18 protein-coding genes and 2 pseudogenes are annotated in these 16,251 nt (G+C 69.0%); 13 read left to right on the top strand and 7 right to left on the bottom strand.

Features of this window, described 5'->3' with window-relative positions; genetic code table 11:
* Nucleotides 1-245 precede the first annotated feature (245 nt).
* On the top strand, nucleotides 246-2,813 hold the full coding sequence (locus U9R90_RS23565; protein ID WP_411058641.1) for an FHA domain-containing protein: 2,568 nt from the start codon (nucleotides 246-248) through the stop codon (nucleotides 2,811-2,813).
* 111 nt (nucleotides 2,814-2,924) lie between these two features.
* Here U9R90_RS23565 and U9R90_RS23560 read toward each other — a convergent pair whose 3' ends face one another.
* Nucleotides 2,925-3,677 (bottom strand): transglycosylase SLT domain-containing protein, encoded by a 753-nt coding sequence (locus tag U9R90_RS23560; protein WP_411058640.1) that lies wholly within the window; start codon nucleotides 3,675-3,677, stop codon nucleotides 2,925-2,927.
* A 410-nt stretch (nucleotides 3,678-4,087) separates the two neighbouring features.
* Here U9R90_RS23560 and U9R90_RS23555 point away from each other — a divergent pair, with 410 nt between their 5' ends.
* From U9R90_RS23555 to U9R90_RS23545, 3 genes are all read left to right on the top strand, one after another.
* Nucleotides 4,088-5,233, top strand: a complete 1,146-nt coding sequence (locus tag U9R90_RS23555; RefSeq protein WP_411058639.1) for a GAF domain-containing sensor histidine kinase — start codon at nucleotides 4,088-4,090, stop codon at nucleotides 5,231-5,233.
* Nucleotides 5,226-5,888, top strand: coding sequence for a response regulator (locus tag U9R90_RS23550; RefSeq protein ID WP_411058638.1), 663 nt, complete (start codon nucleotides 5,226-5,228; stop codon nucleotides 5,886-5,888). Before U9R90_RS23555 ends, U9R90_RS23550 begins: the two co-directional genes overlap by 8 nt.
* Before the next feature lie 169 nt (nucleotides 5,889-6,057).
* Nucleotides 6,058-6,303, top strand: a complete 246-nt coding sequence (locus tag U9R90_RS23545; protein ID WP_411058637.1) for a chaplin — start codon at nucleotides 6,058-6,060, stop codon at nucleotides 6,301-6,303.
* A gap of 248 nt (nucleotides 6,304-6,551) precedes the next feature.
* Here the strand turns inward: U9R90_RS23545 and U9R90_RS23540 are convergent, their stop codons facing one another.
* On the bottom strand, nucleotides 6,552-7,340 hold the full coding sequence (locus tag U9R90_RS23540) for a hypothetical protein (protein ID WP_411058636.1): 789 nt from the start codon (nucleotides 7,338-7,340) through the stop codon (nucleotides 6,552-6,554).
* A gap of 122 nt (nucleotides 7,341-7,462) precedes the next feature.
* Between U9R90_RS23540 and U9R90_RS23535 the strand changes: the two genes are divergently transcribed.
* The 3 genes from U9R90_RS23535 (at nucleotide 7,463) to U9R90_RS23525 (ending at nucleotide 9,818) form a co-directional block, all read left to right on the top strand.
* Nucleotides 7,463-8,254, top strand: a complete 792-nt coding sequence (locus U9R90_RS23535) for an ABC transporter ATP-binding protein (protein WP_411058635.1) — start codon at nucleotides 7,463-7,465, stop codon at nucleotides 8,252-8,254.
* 89 nt (nucleotides 8,255-8,343) lie between these two features.
* The gene (locus U9R90_RS23530; protein WP_411058634.1) at nucleotides 8,344-8,772 is read left to right on the top strand and encodes an NfeD family protein; all 429 of its coding nucleotides are present in this window, start codon (nucleotides 8,344-8,346) and stop codon (nucleotides 8,770-8,772) included.
* Between the two features lie 95 nt (nucleotides 8,773-8,867).
* The gene (locus tag U9R90_RS23525; protein WP_411058633.1) at nucleotides 8,868-9,818 is read left to right on the top strand and encodes an SPFH domain-containing protein; all 951 of its coding nucleotides are present in this window, start codon (nucleotides 8,868-8,870) and stop codon (nucleotides 9,816-9,818) included.
* Between the two features lie 81 nt (nucleotides 9,819-9,899).
* On the opposite strand, the gene U9R90_RS23520 is transcribed toward U9R90_RS23525, so the two are convergent.
* The 3 genes from U9R90_RS23520 to U9R90_RS23510 all read right to left on the bottom strand — a co-directional run bounded on the left by U9R90_RS23520 (nucleotide 9,900) and on the right by U9R90_RS23510 (nucleotide 11,956).
* Nucleotides 9,900-10,409: an HNH endonuclease gene (locus tag U9R90_RS23520; protein ID WP_411058632.1), complete on the bottom strand. Its 510-nt coding sequence runs from the start codon at nucleotides 10,407-10,409 to the stop codon at nucleotides 9,900-9,902.
* 146 nt (nucleotides 10,410-10,555) lie between these two features.
* Entirely contained in the window at nucleotides 10,556-11,092 is a 537-nt protein-coding gene (locus U9R90_RS23515; RefSeq protein ID WP_411058631.1) for a YbhB/YbcL family Raf kinase inhibitor-like protein, read from the bottom strand.
* Between the two features lie 81 nt (nucleotides 11,093-11,173).
* Nucleotides 11,174-11,956, bottom strand: a complete 783-nt coding sequence (locus U9R90_RS23510) for a sporulation protein (protein ID WP_411058630.1) — start codon at nucleotides 11,954-11,956, stop codon at nucleotides 11,174-11,176.
* A 92-nt stretch (nucleotides 11,957-12,048) separates the two neighbouring features.
* On the opposite strand from U9R90_RS23510, the pseudogene U9R90_RS23505 reads away from it, so the two are divergent.
* From U9R90_RS23505 to U9R90_RS23495, 3 genes and pseudogenes are all read left to right on the top strand, one after another.
* A pseudogene (locus U9R90_RS23505) lies at nucleotides 12,049-12,153 on the top strand (DNA-3-methyladenine glycosylase); the annotation flags it as partial.
* 14 nt (nucleotides 12,154-12,167) lie between these two features.
* Nucleotides 12,168-12,779 (top strand): DNA-3-methyladenine glycosylase, encoded by a 612-nt coding sequence (locus U9R90_RS23500; protein ID WP_411058629.1) that lies wholly within the window; start codon nucleotides 12,168-12,170, stop codon nucleotides 12,777-12,779.
* Between the two features lie 254 nt (nucleotides 12,780-13,033).
* Nucleotides 13,034-13,759: a class I SAM-dependent methyltransferase gene (locus U9R90_RS23495; RefSeq protein ID WP_411058628.1), complete on the top strand. Its 726-nt coding sequence runs from the start codon at nucleotides 13,034-13,036 to the stop codon at nucleotides 13,757-13,759.
* A gap of 111 nt (nucleotides 13,760-13,870) precedes the next feature.
* On the opposite strand, the gene U9R90_RS23490 is transcribed toward U9R90_RS23495, so the two are convergent.
* Together U9R90_RS23490 and U9R90_RS23485 are read right to left on the bottom strand one after the other, a co-directional pair.
* On the bottom strand, nucleotides 13,871-14,302 hold the full coding sequence (locus U9R90_RS23490; protein ID WP_411058627.1) for a hypothetical protein: 432 nt from the start codon (nucleotides 14,300-14,302) through the stop codon (nucleotides 13,871-13,873).
* A complete protein-coding gene (locus tag U9R90_RS23485) occupies nucleotides 14,265-14,693 on the bottom strand; it encodes a recombinase family protein (protein WP_411058626.1) in 429 nt (142 codons plus the stop codon). Before U9R90_RS23485 ends, U9R90_RS23490 begins: the two co-directional genes overlap by 38 nt.
* A gap of 47 nt (nucleotides 14,694-14,740) precedes the next feature.
* Between U9R90_RS23485 and U9R90_RS23480 the strand changes: the two are divergent.
* The 3 genes and pseudogenes from U9R90_RS23480 to U9R90_RS23470 form a co-directional block, all read left to right on the top strand.
* Nucleotides 14,741-14,971, top strand: a pseudogene (locus U9R90_RS23480) (DNA-3-methyladenine glycosylase); the annotation flags it as partial.
* Nucleotides 14,934-15,464 carry a hypothetical protein gene (locus U9R90_RS23475; RefSeq protein WP_411059845.1) on the top strand — a complete coding sequence of 177 codons (531 nt, stop codon included), beginning with the start codon at nucleotides 14,934-14,936 and terminating at the stop codon, nucleotides 15,462-15,464. The pseudogene U9R90_RS23480 and the gene U9R90_RS23475, both read left to right, overlap by 38 nt.
* Nucleotides 15,356-16,150, top strand: coding sequence for a hypothetical protein (locus U9R90_RS23470; RefSeq protein ID WP_411059784.1), 795 nt, complete (start codon nucleotides 15,356-15,358; stop codon nucleotides 16,148-16,150). Before U9R90_RS23475 ends, U9R90_RS23470 begins: the two co-directional genes overlap by 109 nt.
* The last annotated feature ends 101 nt before the right edge of the window (nucleotides 16,151-16,251 follow it).

The following is a 16,251-nucleotide window of genomic DNA, read 5'->3' as shown; positions in this document are numbered from 1 at the left end:
CAACTCCATCAGGACCCCCCGATAGATGCTGCAATGTCCCATTGGCGCATGATCCGTATGCAGTCATGGGCGCTTACTACTCTCCGGGCCGTTTTCGCAGCAGTCAACGGCACGGGGCACAGGGCCTGCACGCACCTTTCGCAAGGCCCGACTTTCGGACAGAGGGCTCTCCCTGAAATAGTTCCCCACGATGTTCGACATCCCTAGACTCCCCGTGATGGGGCAACCTCGGGGGACAACGCGTAGTGGGGCATGGAGTGCCGGAACTCGTACTGGAATTGAATGGCAGGACCTGGACGCTCGACCCGTCCAGGTCGTACACCCTCGGGCGTGACCCAGGGGGTGATGTGGTGATCGATGACGCACGGGTCTCCTGGCGGCACGCCACCATCAGCTGGGGCGGCCGAAGCTGGGTCATCGAGGACCACGGCAGCACCAACGGCACCTTCGTGCAGAGCCAGCGGATCCACCACATGGAGATCGGCCCCGGCTCGGCCGTGCACCTGGGCAACGCCACCGACGGCCCGCGGGTGAACCTCACCGACGCCGCCGCCGGAATGGCCGCGCACCAGGCCCAGCAGCCGCACCAGGCTCAGCAGTACGGGCAGCAGGCGCCGCACCAGCAGCAGCCGCACCAGCAGCAGCCGCAGCAGGGCCACGCCGACTGGGCGCAGCAGCAGGGACACCAGCAGGCGCCGCAGCAGGTTCCGCAGCAGCAGGGCTGGCAGCAGCCCGCCCAGCAGCAGGTGCCGCAGCAGACGCCGGGTGCCGGCGGCGCCGCGGGGGCCCCGCCGGTCTACGGCGACCGCAGCCCCACGACGTTCCACCAGCTGGCACTCGGCCGCGTCATGCGGATCGGTCGTGCGCTGGAGAACGACCTGGTCGTCTCCGACCTCCAGGTCTCGCGTCACCACGCCGAGTTCCACGCCACGCCCGACGGTCAGTTCCAGATCCACGACCTCGGCTCGCACAACGGCACGTACGTCAACGGTGTGCCGATCGCCAAGTCCAGTACGGTCCTCATCGGTCCGAACGACATCGTCGGCGTCGGCCACTCGACCTTCCGCCTGGTCGACAACCAGCTCGAGGAGTTCGTCGACACCGGCGAGGTCTCGTTCTCGGCCCGCCACCTCACGGTCACCGTCGACGGCGGCAAGCAGATCCTCAAGGACGTCTCCTTCGGCGTCCCGGAGAAGTCGCTGATCGGCGTCATCGGCCCCTCGGGCTCCGGAAAGTCGACCCTGCTCAAGGCGCTCACCGGCTACCGGCCCGCCGACCAGGGCGACGTCCTCTACGACAACCGCAGCCTCTACAAGCAGTTCGCCGAGCTGCGTCAGCGCATCGGTCTGGTCCCGCAGGACGACATCCTGCACAAGGAACTGACCGTCAAGAAGGCCCTCAAGTACGCGGCCAAGCTCCGCTTCCCCGGTGACACCGCCGACGCCGAGCGCGACGCCCGGATCGACGAGGTGCTGCGCGAGCTCAAGCTGGACATCCACAAGGAGAAGAAGGTCACCTCCCTCTCCGGTGGCCAGCGCAAGCGCGTCTCCGTCGCACTGGAGCTGCTGACCAAGCCCTCGCTGATCTTCCTGGACGAGCCGACCTCGGGACTCGACCCGGGCATGGACCGCGACGTCATGCAGCTGCTGCGCGGCCTCGCCGACGACGGTCGCACCGTCCTGGTGGTCACCCACTCCGTGGCCGAGCTGGCGCTCTGCGACAAGCTCCTGGTCATGGCACCCGGTGGCGCGGTCGCCTACTTCGGCCCGCCCGAGGAGGCCCTGAACTTCTTCGGCTACACCACCTGGGCCGATGTCTTCTCGGCCTTCGAGAACTACCGCGACTACGACTGGGCGGGCCGCTGGAAGGGCTCGCAGCACTACCAGATGTACGCCGCCGACATCGACGCCGTCGCCGCGCAGCCGGTGCAGATGCCGCAGCAGCAGATGAACCCGCCCAAGCCACAGGGCTGGGGCTCCCAGCTGTTCACGCTGATCAGGCGCTACTCCTCGGTGATCGCGTCGGACCGGGGCTTCCTGGCCCTGATGGTGATCCTGCCCGCCGTACTCGGCGCGGTCAGTGTCGTCATTCCGACCGACTTCGACCTCAAGCCGCCACCGCCCGGCCAGTTCAACAGCAACGCCGGCACGATCATGCTGATCCTCGCCGTCGGCATGTGCTTCGCGGGCGCGGCCAACTCGGTCCGTGAGCTGATCAAGGAACGGGTCATCTACGAGCGGGAACGCGCCACCGGCCTGTCCCGTTCCGCGTACCTGATGTCCAAGGTCATCGTCCTCGGCGTGATCACCGCGCTGCAGGGCGCCATCATCTCCGTCATCGGCTTCGCCGGCCGGGACATGCCCGAAGAGGGCATCGTGCTCACCAGCCTCCCGGCGGTCGAGCTCTGCATGGTGATCAGCAGCCTGGGCTTCACCTCGATGATGTTCGGCCTGATCATCTCCTCGCTGGTGAAGACCGCCGAGAAGACCATGCCGCTGCTGGTGATGTTCGCGATCGTCCAGGTCGTGTTCACCGGCGTGCTCTTCCAGATCTACGACTCCATCGGCGTCGAGCAGGTCGCCTGGCTGATGCCGTCCCGCTGGGCCATCGCGGCGGCCGCGGGCACCCTGCAGCTGCAGACGGTGATGCCGCCGTGGGACCCGAAGAACCCGACCAACGTCGACCCGCTGTGGGACGCCACGGCCGCGCAGTGGTTCACCAACGTCGGAGTGCTCCTCGGCATGGGCGTCATCCTGGCCTTCGTCGTGGCCCGGCTGCTGCGCCGCCACGAGCCCGAGGTCATGCGCAAGTAATCCCGGTTCCGCGAGTCAGTCGCGGTCCCGGTTCCGCGAGTCGGTCGCGGCAACGCCGAAGGGCGGCACTCCGCACGGGGTGCCGCCCTTCGGCGTGAGGTGAGCGAACGGTCAGTACGCGCCGTTGACGTTGTCGATCGAGCCGTACCGGTCGGCCGCGTAGTTGCAGGCGGCGACGATGTTGGAGACCGGGTTGTACAGGTCGTGCGGGGTTCCCGCGACGTGGTACGCGTTGAACGTCGGCTGGATCACCTGGAGCAGGCCGATGGACGGCGTACCGTTCTGGGCGTTGATGTCCCAGTCGTTGATGGCCCTCGGGTTGCCGCCCGACTCGCGGATCACGTTGCGGTGGATGCCGTCGTAGCTACCGGGGATGCCCTTGGACTTCATGATGGCCAGCGACTGGCGAATCCAGCCGTCGAGGTTGTTGGCGTAGACCGGCTTGCGCTCGGCGGCACGGCTGGCCGCCTCCTTCTTCTCGCGCTCCGCCTTGGCCTTCGCCTCGGCCTCGGCCTTCGCCTTGGCCTCGCGCTCGGCCTTCTCCTTGGCAGCCTTCTCCTTGGCCGCCTGCTCGGCCTTGGCCTTGGCTTCCTGCTCGGCCTTCTGCTTCGCGGCGTCCACGGCGACCGTGGCCAGCTTGTCGGCGGCAGCCTGCTGCTTGGTCACGGCGGCCTGAGCCTTCTCGGCAGCGGTCCACGCCACGGGCGCGCCGGCGACCTCGGAGGTGGCGACCTGCTCCGCCTCGGCGCTGCCCGGCGTGAAGGAGAACGCGAGGGCGGCGGCACCGAGCGCGGCGACACCGGCGACCGAGAACTTCTGGCTCTTGGTCAGCGACTTATGACCAGGGATGCTGCGCTTGGACATGACGAAACAGACCTCTTCGAATAGCGGAGACGCTCTCGTCCGGGCAGACAGGGGCCAGAAAAACGCCGCGGTGGTGAACCGCGGCGCCGAGCGACGGTGGCCATTCTTAGCGGCCGCAAAAATCCGTGGCAAAGGTGTGACGTACGATCCCGCTTAGTGGATCAGGGGGACATAAAGAACCACCCAAACCCCCCTCCACCCTGCTCAAGACCCCCTAAGGGATCAACTAGGGACGTTCGTACGTGATGTGTGTCCTATGCGCGGGCTCACATCGAACACGTAACAGTCTCACCATCAGTTGCCGGCGCAATTCATACAGTGAGGGAACTTCAGACCTACGCCCCGAGGCCTAGACCCCGGCCGCCGAAGGTCCGATACGGCCCCGCCACACGCGCCGGTACGGTGAGGCCATGACCGACGGCCCCCCGACCGGCCTCACCGCCGTGAGCTCCGCCCTGCTGGCCATGAGCAGGCACCTGGAAGTCCGCGACGTACTCAAGACGATCGTCGTCTCGGCCCGGGAGCTCCTCGACGCCGAGTACGCGGCGCTCGGCGTGCCCGACGACCACGGGGGTTTCGCCCAGTTCGTGGTCGACGGTGTCAGCGACGAGCAGTGGAAGGCCATCGGCCCGCTGCCCCGCCAGCACGGCATCCTCGCGGCGATGCTGCACAAGGACGCCCCGGAGCGCCTGGCCGACGTACGCGACGACCCGCGCTTCGAGGGCTGGCCCTCCGCGCACCCCGATATGTCCGACTTCCTCGGGCTGCCGATCCGCGACGGCGACGAGACCATCGGCGCGCTCTTCCTCGCCAACAAGAAGTGCCCCAGGCCGGAGGGCGGCTGCGGCTTCACCGAACAGGACGAGGACCTGCTGGGCATCCTCGCCCAGCACGCGGCGATCGCCCTCACCAACGCCCGCCTCTACGAGCGCAGCCGCGAGCTGACCATCGCCGAGGAACGCTCACGCCTGGCCCACGAGCTGCACGACGCCGTCAGCCAGAAGCTCTTCTCGCTCCGGCTGACCGCCCAGGCCGCGGCCGCCCTGGTCGACCGCGACCCCGGCCGGGCCAAGGGCGAACTCCAGCAGGTGGCCGCACTCGCCGCGGAGGCCGCCGACGAGCTGCGCGCCGCCGTCGTCGAGCTGCGCCCCGCCGCCCTGGACGAGGACGGCCTGGTGGCCACCTTGCGTACGCACGTCCAGGTGCTCGACCGCGCGCACGCCGCCGCGGTCACCTTCGACTGCGCCGGCCTGCGCGCCCTGCCCGCTGCCCAGGAGGAGGCCATGCTGCGCGTCGCCCAGGAAGCGCTGCACAACGCGCTGCGCCACTCCGGCGCCGAGCGGGTCTGCGTCGTACTGGAACGGCGCGGCCCGGGCGCCGTACTGCGCGTCACCGACGACGGCAGCGGCTTCGAACCCCAGACGGTCCGCCGCGCGGGCCGCCACCTCGGCCTGGTCTCGATGCGGGACCGTACGAGCGGCGTCGGCGGCCGGCTGACCGTGCAATCGGAGCCCGGCAAGGGCACCGCAATCGAGATGGAGGTCCCCGGTGGCTGAGACCGTGTCCGCCGCGAAGTCCGGTATCCGGGTCCTGCTGGTCGACGACCACCAGGTGGTCCGCCGCGGCCTGCGCACGTTCCTGGAGATCCAGGACGACATCGAGGTCGTGGGGGAGGCGTCGGACGGCGCCGAGGGCGTCGCCCGCGCCGAGGAGCTGCACCCCGACGTCGTCCTGATGGACGTCAAGATGCCCGGCATGGACGGCGTCGAGGCGCTGCGCAAACTGCGTGAGCTGGCCAACCCCGCCAAGATCCTGATCGTCACCAGCTTCACCGAGCAGCGCACCGTCGTCCCCGCGCTACGGGCCGGCGCCGCCGGATACGTCTACAAGGACGTCGACCCGGACGCGCTGGCCGGCGCCATCCGCTCCGTACACGCCGGGCACATCCTGCTGCAGCCCGAGGTGGCGGGCGCGCTGCTCTCCCAGGAGGAGAACCACAACCCCCAGGGCCGGGGCGGCTCGCTGACCGAGCGGGAGCGCGAGGTGCTCGGCCTGATCGCCGACGGCCGGTCCAACCGGGAGATCGCCCGCGCCCTGGTGCTCTCCGAGAAGACCGTCAAGACGCACGTCTCCAACATCCTGATGAAACTGGACCTCGCCGACCGCACCCAGGCCGCGCTCTGGGCCGTACGACACGGTGTGACCGGCTGATCCGCGCTCCGGCGCACACCCTCACCGGATGGAGCGGAGCGTCACCTTCCGGGCAGAGATTCATACTGTCGTGTAGATGTCCCCCGGATGGCGCAACGTGAACGGCTCCCCGGCGTTCTCCATGCATGCTGCGGCGGCTGGCCGCGGCGATCGCAAGGAGGGTCCAGAAGTGAAGAACCTGAAGAAGGCCACTGCCATCACGATGGTCGCGGGCGGCCTGCTCGCCGCTGGCGCCGGTGTGGCCTCCGCCACCGACGGAGCGCAGGCGCACGGCAAGGCCGTGAAGTCCCCGGGTGTCGCGTCCGGCAACCTGGTGCAGGTCCCGGTCCACGTGCCGGTGAACGCCTGCGGCAACACGGTCAACGTCGTCGGCCTGCTGAACCCCGCTTTCGGGAACTACTGCCAGAACGTCTGATCGCCTTCCCCTCGATCAGTGACGACCGGCCCCTCGGACACACTCCGGGGGGCCGGCCGCGTACGCACCCAAGGGCCCAAGCCCCGCGCACCGACGCCCCCGCGAGCCATCAACGGGCTCAGAGCCTGTCTTTGAACCCCCGCCTGCGCTCCGACGCCCGGCACGCACTCTCGCCGCACGCCGGCAGCACGCACCGAACGCCGCTGCGCCCGCGCCCCGCGCGGACGACGGGGTTCAAAGACAGGCTCTCAGCGCACCCCGCGCTCCCGCTCCTCCACATACGCGTTGTACGCCGCCACCTGCGCCCGGCGCGCGGTCCGCTCCACCGGACGCAGCGCCTGCGCCCGCGCCGCCATCTCCGAGGCGCTCACCGCACCGCCGTGCCCGTTCTCGTACGCCACCGAGATCAGCAGCCCCATCCGCTGCGCCAGCTCCAACACCCGTACCGCACGCGGCGGATACCCGGGAGCCAGCACCTCGCGCCCCGCCTCGGCACGCGCCCGGTACGCGTCGACCGCCGCATCGGTGACCGGCCCCGAGCCCGCCACATCCAGCCGCGCGAGCACCTCGGTCGCTTCCCGCATCGCCTCCGCGAGCTCCCGCTCGGCCTCACCCAGCGACGGCACGTCGGCCGGTGGCGCCTCCCGTACCGGCAGGCAGTGCCAGACCACCTCCACATGCACATCACCCTCGGGACCGGCCTCGTACACCTCGGGTACGAGCCCGAGCGCGGCCCCGTGGCAGACCACCGCCTCCTCGGCGTCCAGCGCCCGCGCGTTGAACTCCGGCGGGCCGCTCAGCCCCAGCGGATGGCCCGGCGCGGGCAGCGCGACCCGCAGTCCTCTCGCCCCCAGGGCGCGCAGCCGCCCCAGCGCCAGCGACAGGCCGACCAGGCCCGACTCGCCCGGCAGGCCGTCCACCCGGTGGACCGCGTCATCGCCGACGATGGCCAACACCGCGTCATCCGGCGACACAAGTCCCGCAATAAGGGCATTTCCCCAAGAGGCCAATCGGCCCGATCGTGGTTCCGTGAGCATGGACACCAGCCTAAGGACAGGACTGCCGGTGGGACCGCCCGGCCAGTGGCGTAGGTTTTCCTTGGGGGCGGCGTCCACAGACGCACGCGAGATCCGAGACTGCAATGGGAGACAACGCGCTCATGAGCGATGTTCTGGAGCTGGTGGACGTATCCGTGGTCCGCGAGGGCCGGGCTCTGGTGGACCAGGTCTCCTGGTCGGTCAAGGAGGGGGAACGCTGGGTCATCCTCGGCCCGAACGGCGCGGGCAAGACGACGCTGCTCAACGTCGCCTCCAGCTACCTCTTCCCGAGCAAGGGAACCGCCACCATCCTCGGCGAGACCCTCGGCAAGGTCGACGTCTTCGAACTGCGCCCGCGAATCGGCATGGCCGGTATCGCCCTGGCCGACAAGCTACCCAAGCGCCAGACCGTCCTGGAGACGGTCCTCACCGCCGCGTACGGCATGACCGCCACCTGGCACGAGGACTACGAGGCCGTCGACGAGGAACGCGCCCGCGCCTTCCTGGACCGCCTCGGCATGTCCGACTACCTGGACCGCAAGTTCGGCACCCTCTCCGAGGGCGAGCGCAAGCGCACCATGATCGCCCGCGCGCTGATGACCGACCCCGAGCTGCTCCTCCTCGACGAGCCCGCGGCGGGCCTCGACCTCGGCGGCCGCGAGGACCTCGTACGCCGCCTGGGCCGCCTCGCCCGCGACCCGATCGCCCCCTCGATGGTGATGGTCACCCACCACGTCGAGGAGATCGCCCCCGGCTTCACCCACGTCCTGATGATCCGTCAGGGCAAGATCCTCGCCGCGGGACCGATCGAGCTGGAGCTCACCGCCCGCAACCTCTCCCGCTGCTTCGGCCTCCCGCTGGTCGTCGAGCAGAACGGCGAGCGCTGGACCGCCCAGGGGCTGCCGATCGGCTGACAGGCAGCCACCCGGGACAGCGATCAGTTCGGGACACTGCCCTGATCGCGCCACTGTCCCGGGGCAGCGTGCGCCCCTACCATGAGTGCGTGGACATCGACACATGGGTGTGGTGGCTGGTCGTGGCCGTCGGACTGGGAATTCCGCTTGTCCTGACGGCGATGCCGGAGTTCGGCATGCTCGCCGTCGGCGCTGTCGCCGCCGCGGTGACCGCCGGTCTCGGCGGCGGAATCGTCCTCCAGGTCGTCGTCTTCGCCGCCGTCTCAGTCGCGTTGATCGCCGTCGTCCGTCCGATCGCCGCCCGGCACCGCACCCACAGCCCCCAACTCCCCACCGGAGTAGACGCGCTGAAGGGGAAACAGGCAGTCGTCCTGGAGCGCATCGACGGCGACGGCGGGCTGGTCAAGCTCGCCGGTGAAGTCTGGTCGGCGCGCCCGCTCGACAGCGGCCAGAGCTTCGAAGTGGGCCAGCGCGTGGACGTCATCGACATCGACGGTGCCACCGCGGTCGTCATGTGATCGACAAAGTGAACTGATTCCCCCACGCACCACGCAGCGGTCTGACAGACTCGACCATCAAGATCTTCTAGAGCTCGAAGGGCACGGGGAGCGCGATGCAACCGATCATCATCGTCCTCATCATCCTGGTGGTGTTGGTCTTCATCGCCCTGATCAAGACGGTCCAGGTGATCCCCCAGGCCAGCGCCGCCATCGTCGAGCGCTTCGGCCGCTACACACGCACCCTCAACGCCGGCCTGAACATCGTCGTCCCGTTCATCGACACGGTCCGCAACCGCGTCGACCTCCGGGAACAGGTCGTCCCCTTCCCGCCGCAGCCGGTGATCACCCAGGACAACCTGGTGGTCAACATCGACACCGTCATCTACTACCAGGTCACCGAGGCCCGCGCCGCGACCTACGAGGTCGCCAGCTACATCCAGGCCATCGAGCAGCTCACCGTCACCACCCTGCGCAACATCATCGGTGGCATGGACCTCGAGCGAACCCTGACATCGCGCGAGGAGATCAACGCCGCCCTGCGCGGAGTCCTGGACGAGGCCACCGGCAAGTGGGGCATCCGCGTCAACCGCGTTGAGCTCAAGGCGATCGAGCCGCCGACCTCCATCCAGGACTCGATGGAGAAGCAGATGCGCGCCGACCGTGACAAGCGCGCCGCGATCCTCCAGGCCGAGGGTGTCCGCCAGTCGGAGATCCTGCGCGCCGAAGGTGAGAAGCAGTCCGCGATCCTGCGCGCCGAAGGTGAGGCCAAGGCCGCCGCCCTCCGCGCCGAGGGCGAAGCCCAGGCCATCCGTACGGTCTTCGAGTCCATCCACGCCGGCGACCCGGACCAGAAGCTCCTCTCCTACCAGTACCTCCAGATGCTCCCGAAGATCGCCGAAGGCGACGCCAACAAGCTCTGGATCGTGCCCAGCGAGATCGGCGACGCCCTCAAGGGCCTCGGCGGCGCGCTCGGCAACTTCGGCCCGATGGGCGGCAATTCAGGTGGTTCGGGCGGCTCGGCCAAGAGCGCCGTCGAGCGCCGCGAGCAACCGCCGCTCGACTGAGCCGTACGCCACCGACCCCACACACGACGAAGCCCGCCCTCTCCGAGAAGGCGGGCTTCAAGGCGTCATACGGACCCGGGGCTACGCGGCGGCAGGCTGCGGCAGCCAGTCCGGCAACGCCGACCGGTCACCCGCCGCGAGCTGAAGCAGCATCGCGTCACCCGGCGTCGGGACGAACGGCTGGAAGAGCAGCGGCATCCCCGCCTGCTCCGGCGTCCGGTCCGCTTTGCGGTGATTGTCCACCGCACACGAGGCCACCGTGTTCAACCACGAGTCCGCACCGCCCTGCGAACGCGGCACCACGTGGTCCACGGTCGTGGCCCGCCGACCGCAGTACGCGCACCGGTGCCCGTCCCGTACGAGCACACCGCGCCGCGTCCACGGCGCCTGTCTTCGAAACGGCACCCGCACGAACCGGCACAACCTGATCACCCGCGGCACCGGAAGCTCCACCGCGGCCGCCCGCATCCGCAGCTCGGGGTGGGCCTGCTCGACGACGGCCTTGTCCTGCATCACCAGGACCACGGCACGCCGCAGCGTCACCGTCGACAACGGCTCGAAGCTCGCGTTGAGCACCAGCGTGTCCCGCATTTTCGCCCACCCTCCCGTGCGCACCTGCCCACCCCACGGCGGACTGGGATCAACTCTGGCCGGGTGCGCCGTCGTGGACAACGCAATAAAAATGCCCGCCCCTGATCACTTCCATGACCAGGGGCGGGCAAACAGCGGCTGAACGGTCAGCTACCGGCAGGAGCCGTGTACTCACCGACCAGCTGCGCGCGCGCCAGCGTGTGGAACCGCAGATTGAACCCCACGGCGGCGGGCGAGGTGTCCGCGTCGGGACCGAGCTTGGCCTGGTCCACCGCGTACACGGTGAAGACATAGCGATGCGGGCCGTCACCGGGAGGCGGCGCCGCACCCCCGAACTCGTTGGTCCCGTAGTCGTTACGCGCGTGCACCGCACCCGGCGGCAGCCCCTCGAACTTCCCGCTACCAGCCCCCGCCGGGAGCTCGGTGACCGAAGCCGGAAGGTCGAACAGCACCCAGTGCCAGAATCCGCTCCCGGTAGGAGCGTCCGGGTCGAAGCAGGTCACCGCGAAGCTCTTGGTCTCCGCGGGGAACCCCTCCCAGCGCAGCTGCGGCGAGACATTCCCACCGGACAGCACCTGCGCGTCACCCAGCACGTCACCCGGCGCGACATCCTCACTCAGCACCGTGAACGACGGCACCGGGGGTAGGAAGTCATGGGGCAGCGGCGGCCTCTTGTCAGTCACGTCAGATCCTCCATTACGGCGGTCGTGTACGACGGTCAGGTACGGCGGTCAGGCGCGGCGGTCATGCCGACGGCACCGACCCTAGAACCAGTTCCGCTTGCCGCCGACCTCCGAGAGCCACTGGTTCAGATACGCCGCCCAGTCGGTCCCCTGGAAGTCGTGCAGCCCGACCTGGAAGGTCCGGAACGAGTCGCTGCCCTCGGTGAACAGCCCCGGCTTCTTGTCCATCTCCAGCACGACGTCCATCGCGTTGCTGTCCGCGACGAACGTCAACTCCACCTGGTTCAGACCGCGGTACTGCGACGGCGCGATGAACTCGATCTCCTGGTAGAACGGCAGCTGCTGCCGCGTCCCCCGGATGTGCCCCCGCTCCATGTCCGCGCTCTTGAAGCGGAAGCCCAGCTGCGCGAAGGCCTCCAGGATCGCCTGCTGCGCGGGCAGCGGGTGGACGTTGACCGGGTCCAGGTCCCCCGAGTCGATGGCCCGGGCGATCGCCAGCTCGGTGGTCACACCGATGTTCATCCCCGGCAGGTGCACGTTGGAGAAGTTCGTGATCGGCGTCTCCCAGGGGATCTCCAGACCGAACGGCACGGAGTGCACCGCGTTCGCCTGCAGCGCGAAGGCCCCGCCCAGCTGGAGCTTGGTGAACTCGACGTCCTGCTTGAACTCCTCCCCGTCGCGCTCGACCTCGACCCGCGCCTGCAGTCCGACCGACAGCGACTGGATCTCCTGATCGACGGATCCGCCCTGAACCCGTACCTCACCCTGAACGACCCCACCCGGTACGACGTTGACCTCGGTCAGCACCGTCTCGACCGAGGCACCCCCGGCTCCCAGGCTCGCAAGCAGCTTCTTGAACGCCATGTATCTGTCACTCCTCCCATGCCACGCCCGTCAGTTGAACTAGGCTCGTATCCCATGATCGCGGCCCCCGACCGTACGCCCTCACCCGGGCTGGTCCATCCGACCCTGGATGGCACGCGTATCGCGGCAGAACCGCCCACAACGGTGTCATGTTCGGTCCACCGGGGCACGCGTACGTCTACTTCACCCACGGCATGTCAAGGCGGTCGGCGTGAACGTTGACCTCCTCGCCCATCCCGCTGAAACGGTCGCCCCCAGGCTGCTCGGGAGCGTCCTCACCTGCAAGACACCCGAGGGAACCGTGAGCATCACCATCACGGAGACCGAGGCGTACTCCGGTACGGCTGACCCAGCCTCCCATGCCTACCGAGGCCGGACACCCCGTAACGCCGTCATGTTCGGACCCGCAGGACACCTGTACGTCTACCGGTCCCACGGTCTCCACTGGTGCGCCAACGTCGTCACCGGGGTGGCCGGCATCGCCTCGGCTGTCCTCATCCGGGCAGGCAGGGTCATCGAGGGGGAAGACCTGGCACGCAAGCGGCGAGGGGAGAGGGTCGAGAGCCCACGCCTCGCTCGGGGTCCGGGCAACTTCTGCCAGGCGCTCGGCATCACGGCCGAGCACAACGGCACAGACCTGCTGACGGGCGCCTCGGTCGTGCTGTCCGAGGGCGAGCCGGTACCCGCTGCGCTCATCCGGGTTGGCCCTCGGGTGGGCGTGAGTAAAGCCCACGACTGGCAACACCGGTTCTACCTCGCCGGCGATCCAACGGTCTCCGCGTACCGACTCAGCCCGAGAGCCAAGCCGTCCGCCGGGGCCTGAGCCGCTGTGCGCCCTGCTCACGGCTCGCCGGTGTGAGTCGCATACGCTCTCGCCGTGGCGGTCTGCGGGCAGGACAGACGGACCCTGAAACCGTGGCGGGATCTTGGCTGCTATGACCCGGCGGTCGGCAAGCACCGGTCAGGGGGCATACCCCACCCCTTCGCCGCCGCTCTCTACCGGGCGCTGGTGCCGTGGGAGAACCGTCGGCGAAACTCGGTAGCTGTTCGGACCCACCGCTGCTTACGTTCGACCGCATGGCTGACGACTGCTTCGCGCATCCACGGCTCGCCGCGATCTACGATCCGCTCGACCCTGACCGCAGCGATCTCGATGCCTACCTCCGGATCGGAGAAGAGTTCGAGGCACGCCGAGTGCTGGACATCGGCTGCGGCACAGGGGTGTTCGCACTTCTCCTGGCTGACCGCGGGATCGAGGTCGTCGGTGTGGATCCCGGGCTGGCGTCCATCGATGTCGCCCGGGCCAAACCGAGCAGTGAGCGAGTGCGCTGGATCTGCGGTGACGCGACAGACCTCCCGCCGCTGCGGGTTGACCTCGCGACGATGACAGCGAACGTTGCCCAGGCCATCGCTGATCCGCAGACGTGGCAGATGACGCTACTGGGAGCCTACGAGGCGCTGCGGCCTGGCGGGCATCTGGTCTTCGAGACGCGCGATCCGGCCAGACGCGCCTGGGAGGAGTGGACCCGCGAGAACTCCTACCGTGTGACGGAGATCCCCGGTGTCGGCTCCGTCGAGAGTTGGGTCCAGCTGATCGAGGTGAGCTGGCCCCTGGTGACGTTCCGCTGGACCTACGGGTTCGCAGCGGATGGACAGGTGCTGACGTCGGATTCGACCCTGCGTTTCCGTGAGCGGGAGGAAGTCGAGCGGGATCTGGCCGCGCAGGGATACGTGGTGGATGACGTTCGCGACGCGCCCGACCGCCCAGGAAGGGAGTTCGTCTTCCTGGCGCGACGTCCGTGATCGTCGGTGATTCGCGCCACTCGAACGTCGATGACGCACAGTCAAGGTTCCATGGCACGGGACAACGACGCCCCTTCCAGCACACATCTGGTCTGTGTTGCTCGCCGTCCCTCAGTGCGCCGGGGGCCTGTCCGGTTTGGCCCGCACCACCATGGCGAACGACGTACAGATCCGCCGGAAGCCGCGATGGTCGCTCAGGCCGGTGTGGCTCATGCACTCGACGTCGACGCGTCGATGTCCCCTACAGCGAAACAGGGCCTTGTGCTTACCGCCGCCGCCCGTGTTGCGCTTGGGGTCGCTCAGGTAGTGGACCAGGGCCCGGAACATGCCCTCGGAGACGATCGCCGCCCAGGTGCCCGCGCCGGTCTCCTCGGTCAGCCGCACGCGCTGCCCGTCCGGCTTCTCGACCCACTGCGAGCAACGTCTGGGTTCCCGCGTTCCGCAGCTTCGAGAGGACACCCGAAGGTTCGAACTGCGCCACTCCTTGCCGTGCGGTGAGAGCAGTTCACGGGCGTTCCAGTCCTTGGCGAGCCACCACAGCACCGATGCGAGCAGCGAGCCAGCCGGACGGGGTGGACAGGTCGAGCACTCCCTGAGCCTGTGCGGCGGCCAGCGTGACGCCGGTCGCCTCGGCCAGGTCCACCAGGTCCTCAAGATCCCAGGGGGTGCGGTACGTGCGGTCGTAGTGGCGAGACACGATGGCGTCTGCCTTGCCGTCCTCCACCAGAGCCTTGACGCGCTCCCACTCGTCGCTTCGCTTGGCTCCCCGCTTGGTCGAAGCTGACGTGTCCTTCTCGACGATCACGGCTACGACTGACCAGCCGTTCCGGTCGCACAGCGCCTGACTCAACTCGACCTGCTGTGCCAGGTTCCCGCCCTTGGACTCCTCGCCCCTCGGGGTGGGGCTGAACCTGGCGTAGATGATCGCTCGCACGGCCTGTCTCCTGCTTGTCGTCGCCTTGCCGATGGTGCCGGGCTAACGCGGGGGAGATCCCCGTCGGCGCCGAGCTGGCCTGGGAACGTCGACAATCAGCCCGTAACGACAAAGAACTGGCCAAAGGGCCGGCCCGCCTGGCCACCGCCCTGGACGTGGGCCGCACCCTCGACGGCACCGACCTCTGCGCCGGCCCCGACACCCCTCTTACTGTGCTCACTGGCACCCCCACCCNCCGCGATGACCGGCGTGACGCGCCGCGTGATGACCGTGGTGGGTTCCGTCGGGATGACCGCCGTGATGCGCCGCGTGACGATCGTGGTGGGTTCCGTGGGCGTGATGACCGTCGTGACGGTGAGCGTGGCGGTGGCTTCCGGCGCGACGACCGCCGGGACGACCGCGGTGGCTTCCGCCGCGACGACCGGCGCGATGACCGGCGCGACGATCGCCGTGATGACCGGCGTGATGGGCCGCGTGACGACCGTGGTGGCTTCCGTGGACGGGACGACGATCGGCGTGGGGGCGGGTTCCGCCGCGACGACCGGGGCCGTGGGCCGCGTAGGGATGACAGCCGGGGTCGCCCCGGTGGTGGCTTCCGTGGGCGTGATGACCGCGACCGCGGACCGCGTCGGGACGAGCGGGAGCGTGAGCCCATCAAGCGGCTGCCGATCCCGGAGGACGTCACGGGCGAGGAGATCGACAAGGACGTACGGCAGGAGCTGCAGAGCCTGCCCAAGGGCCTTGCCGAGGATGTCGCGAAGAACCTGGTGATGGTCGCCAAGTCCATCGACGAGGACCCCGAGCTGGCTTACGGCTACGCGAAGGTCGCGCTGCGGCTCGCCTCGCGGGTTGCCGCCGTACGCGAGGCCGCGGGCTTCGCCGCGTACGCCACGCAGAAGTACTCCGAGGCGCTCGCCGAGTTCCGTGCCGCGCGCCGGATGACCGGGTCCGTCGAGCTGTGGCCCGTGATGGCGGACTGCGAGCGCGGGCTCGGTCGGCCCGAGAAGACCCTCGACATGGCCGGTGCGCCCGAGGTGCAGAAGCTGGACAAGGCGGGGCAGGTCGAGATGCGGCTCGTCGCGGCCGGCGCCCGGCGGGACATGGGGCAGCTGGACGCCGCGATCGTGACGCTGCAGAGCCCCGAGCTCGCGTCCAACTCCGTACAGCCGTGGACCGCGCGGCTGCGCTACGCCTACGCCGACGCGCTGTTGGCCGCTGAGCGTGAGGACGAGGCGCGCGAGTGGTTCGCCAAGGCCGTCGAGGCCGACAAGGACGGCAGCACGGACGCCTCCGACCGTCTGGCGGAGCTGGATGGGGTGGAGTTCGTCGACGCCTTCGACGAGGAAGCGGAGGCGGAGACGGCGGACGATGAGTCCACCGCTCCGGAGGTCGATCAGGCCGATGAGGCTGATCGGGGCGACCTGGATGATGACGGTCAGGACGTCGACAAAGCCTGACGGCTCCGATGAGTAGTGCATGAGCATGAGTAGGGGCGGGACCGATGCGGTCCCGCCCCTACTTGTGTCTGATCCCGTGGGTCAGTGGTTAGTGGTTAGCG

Source organism: Streptomyces sp. E11-3 (assembly GCF_046540415.1).
In the GTDB taxonomy this organism is placed as follows: Bacteria; Actinomycetota; Actinomycetes; order Streptomycetales; family Streptomycetaceae; genus Streptomyces.
Note: the sequence above shows the minus strand (reverse complement) of the source record. Positions and strands in the feature narration are given on the sequence as shown.

Bases quoted from the DNA above. Each gene is read 5' to 3' on its own strand.
- U9R90_RS23540 (WP_411058636.1), bottom strand. From the start codon at position 7,340: ATGCTCACGGAACCACGATCGGGCCGATTGGCCTCTTGGGGAAATGCC.
- U9R90_RS23555 (WP_411058639.1), top strand. From the start codon at position 4,088: ATGACCGACGGCCCCCCGACCGGCCTCACCGCCGTGAGCTCCGCCCTG.
- U9R90_RS23510 (WP_411058630.1), bottom strand. From the start codon at position 11,956: ATGGCGTTCAAGAAGCTGCTTGCGAGCCTGGGAGCCGGGGGTGCCTCG.
- U9R90_RS23535 (WP_411058635.1), top strand. From the start codon at position 7,463: ATGAGCGATGTTCTGGAGCTGGTGGACGTATCCGTGGTCCGCGAGGGC.
- U9R90_RS23520 (WP_411058632.1), bottom strand. From the start codon at position 10,409: ATGCGGGACACGCTGGTGCTCAACGCGAGCTTCGAGCCGTTGTCGACG.
- U9R90_RS23525 (WP_411058633.1), top strand. From the start codon at position 8,868: ATGCAACCGATCATCATCGTCCTCATCATCCTGGTGGTGTTGGTCTTC.
- U9R90_RS23495 (WP_411058628.1), top strand. From the start codon at position 13,034: ATGGCTGACGACTGCTTCGCGCATCCACGGCTCGCCGCGATCTACGAT.
- U9R90_RS23475 (WP_411059845.1), top strand. From the start codon at position 14,934: ATGACCGGCGTGACGCGCCGCGTGATGACCGTGGTGGGTTCCGTCGGG.
- U9R90_RS23560 (WP_411058640.1), bottom strand. From the start codon at position 3,677: ATGTCCAAGCGCAGCATCCCTGGTCATAAGTCGCTGACCAAGAGCCAG.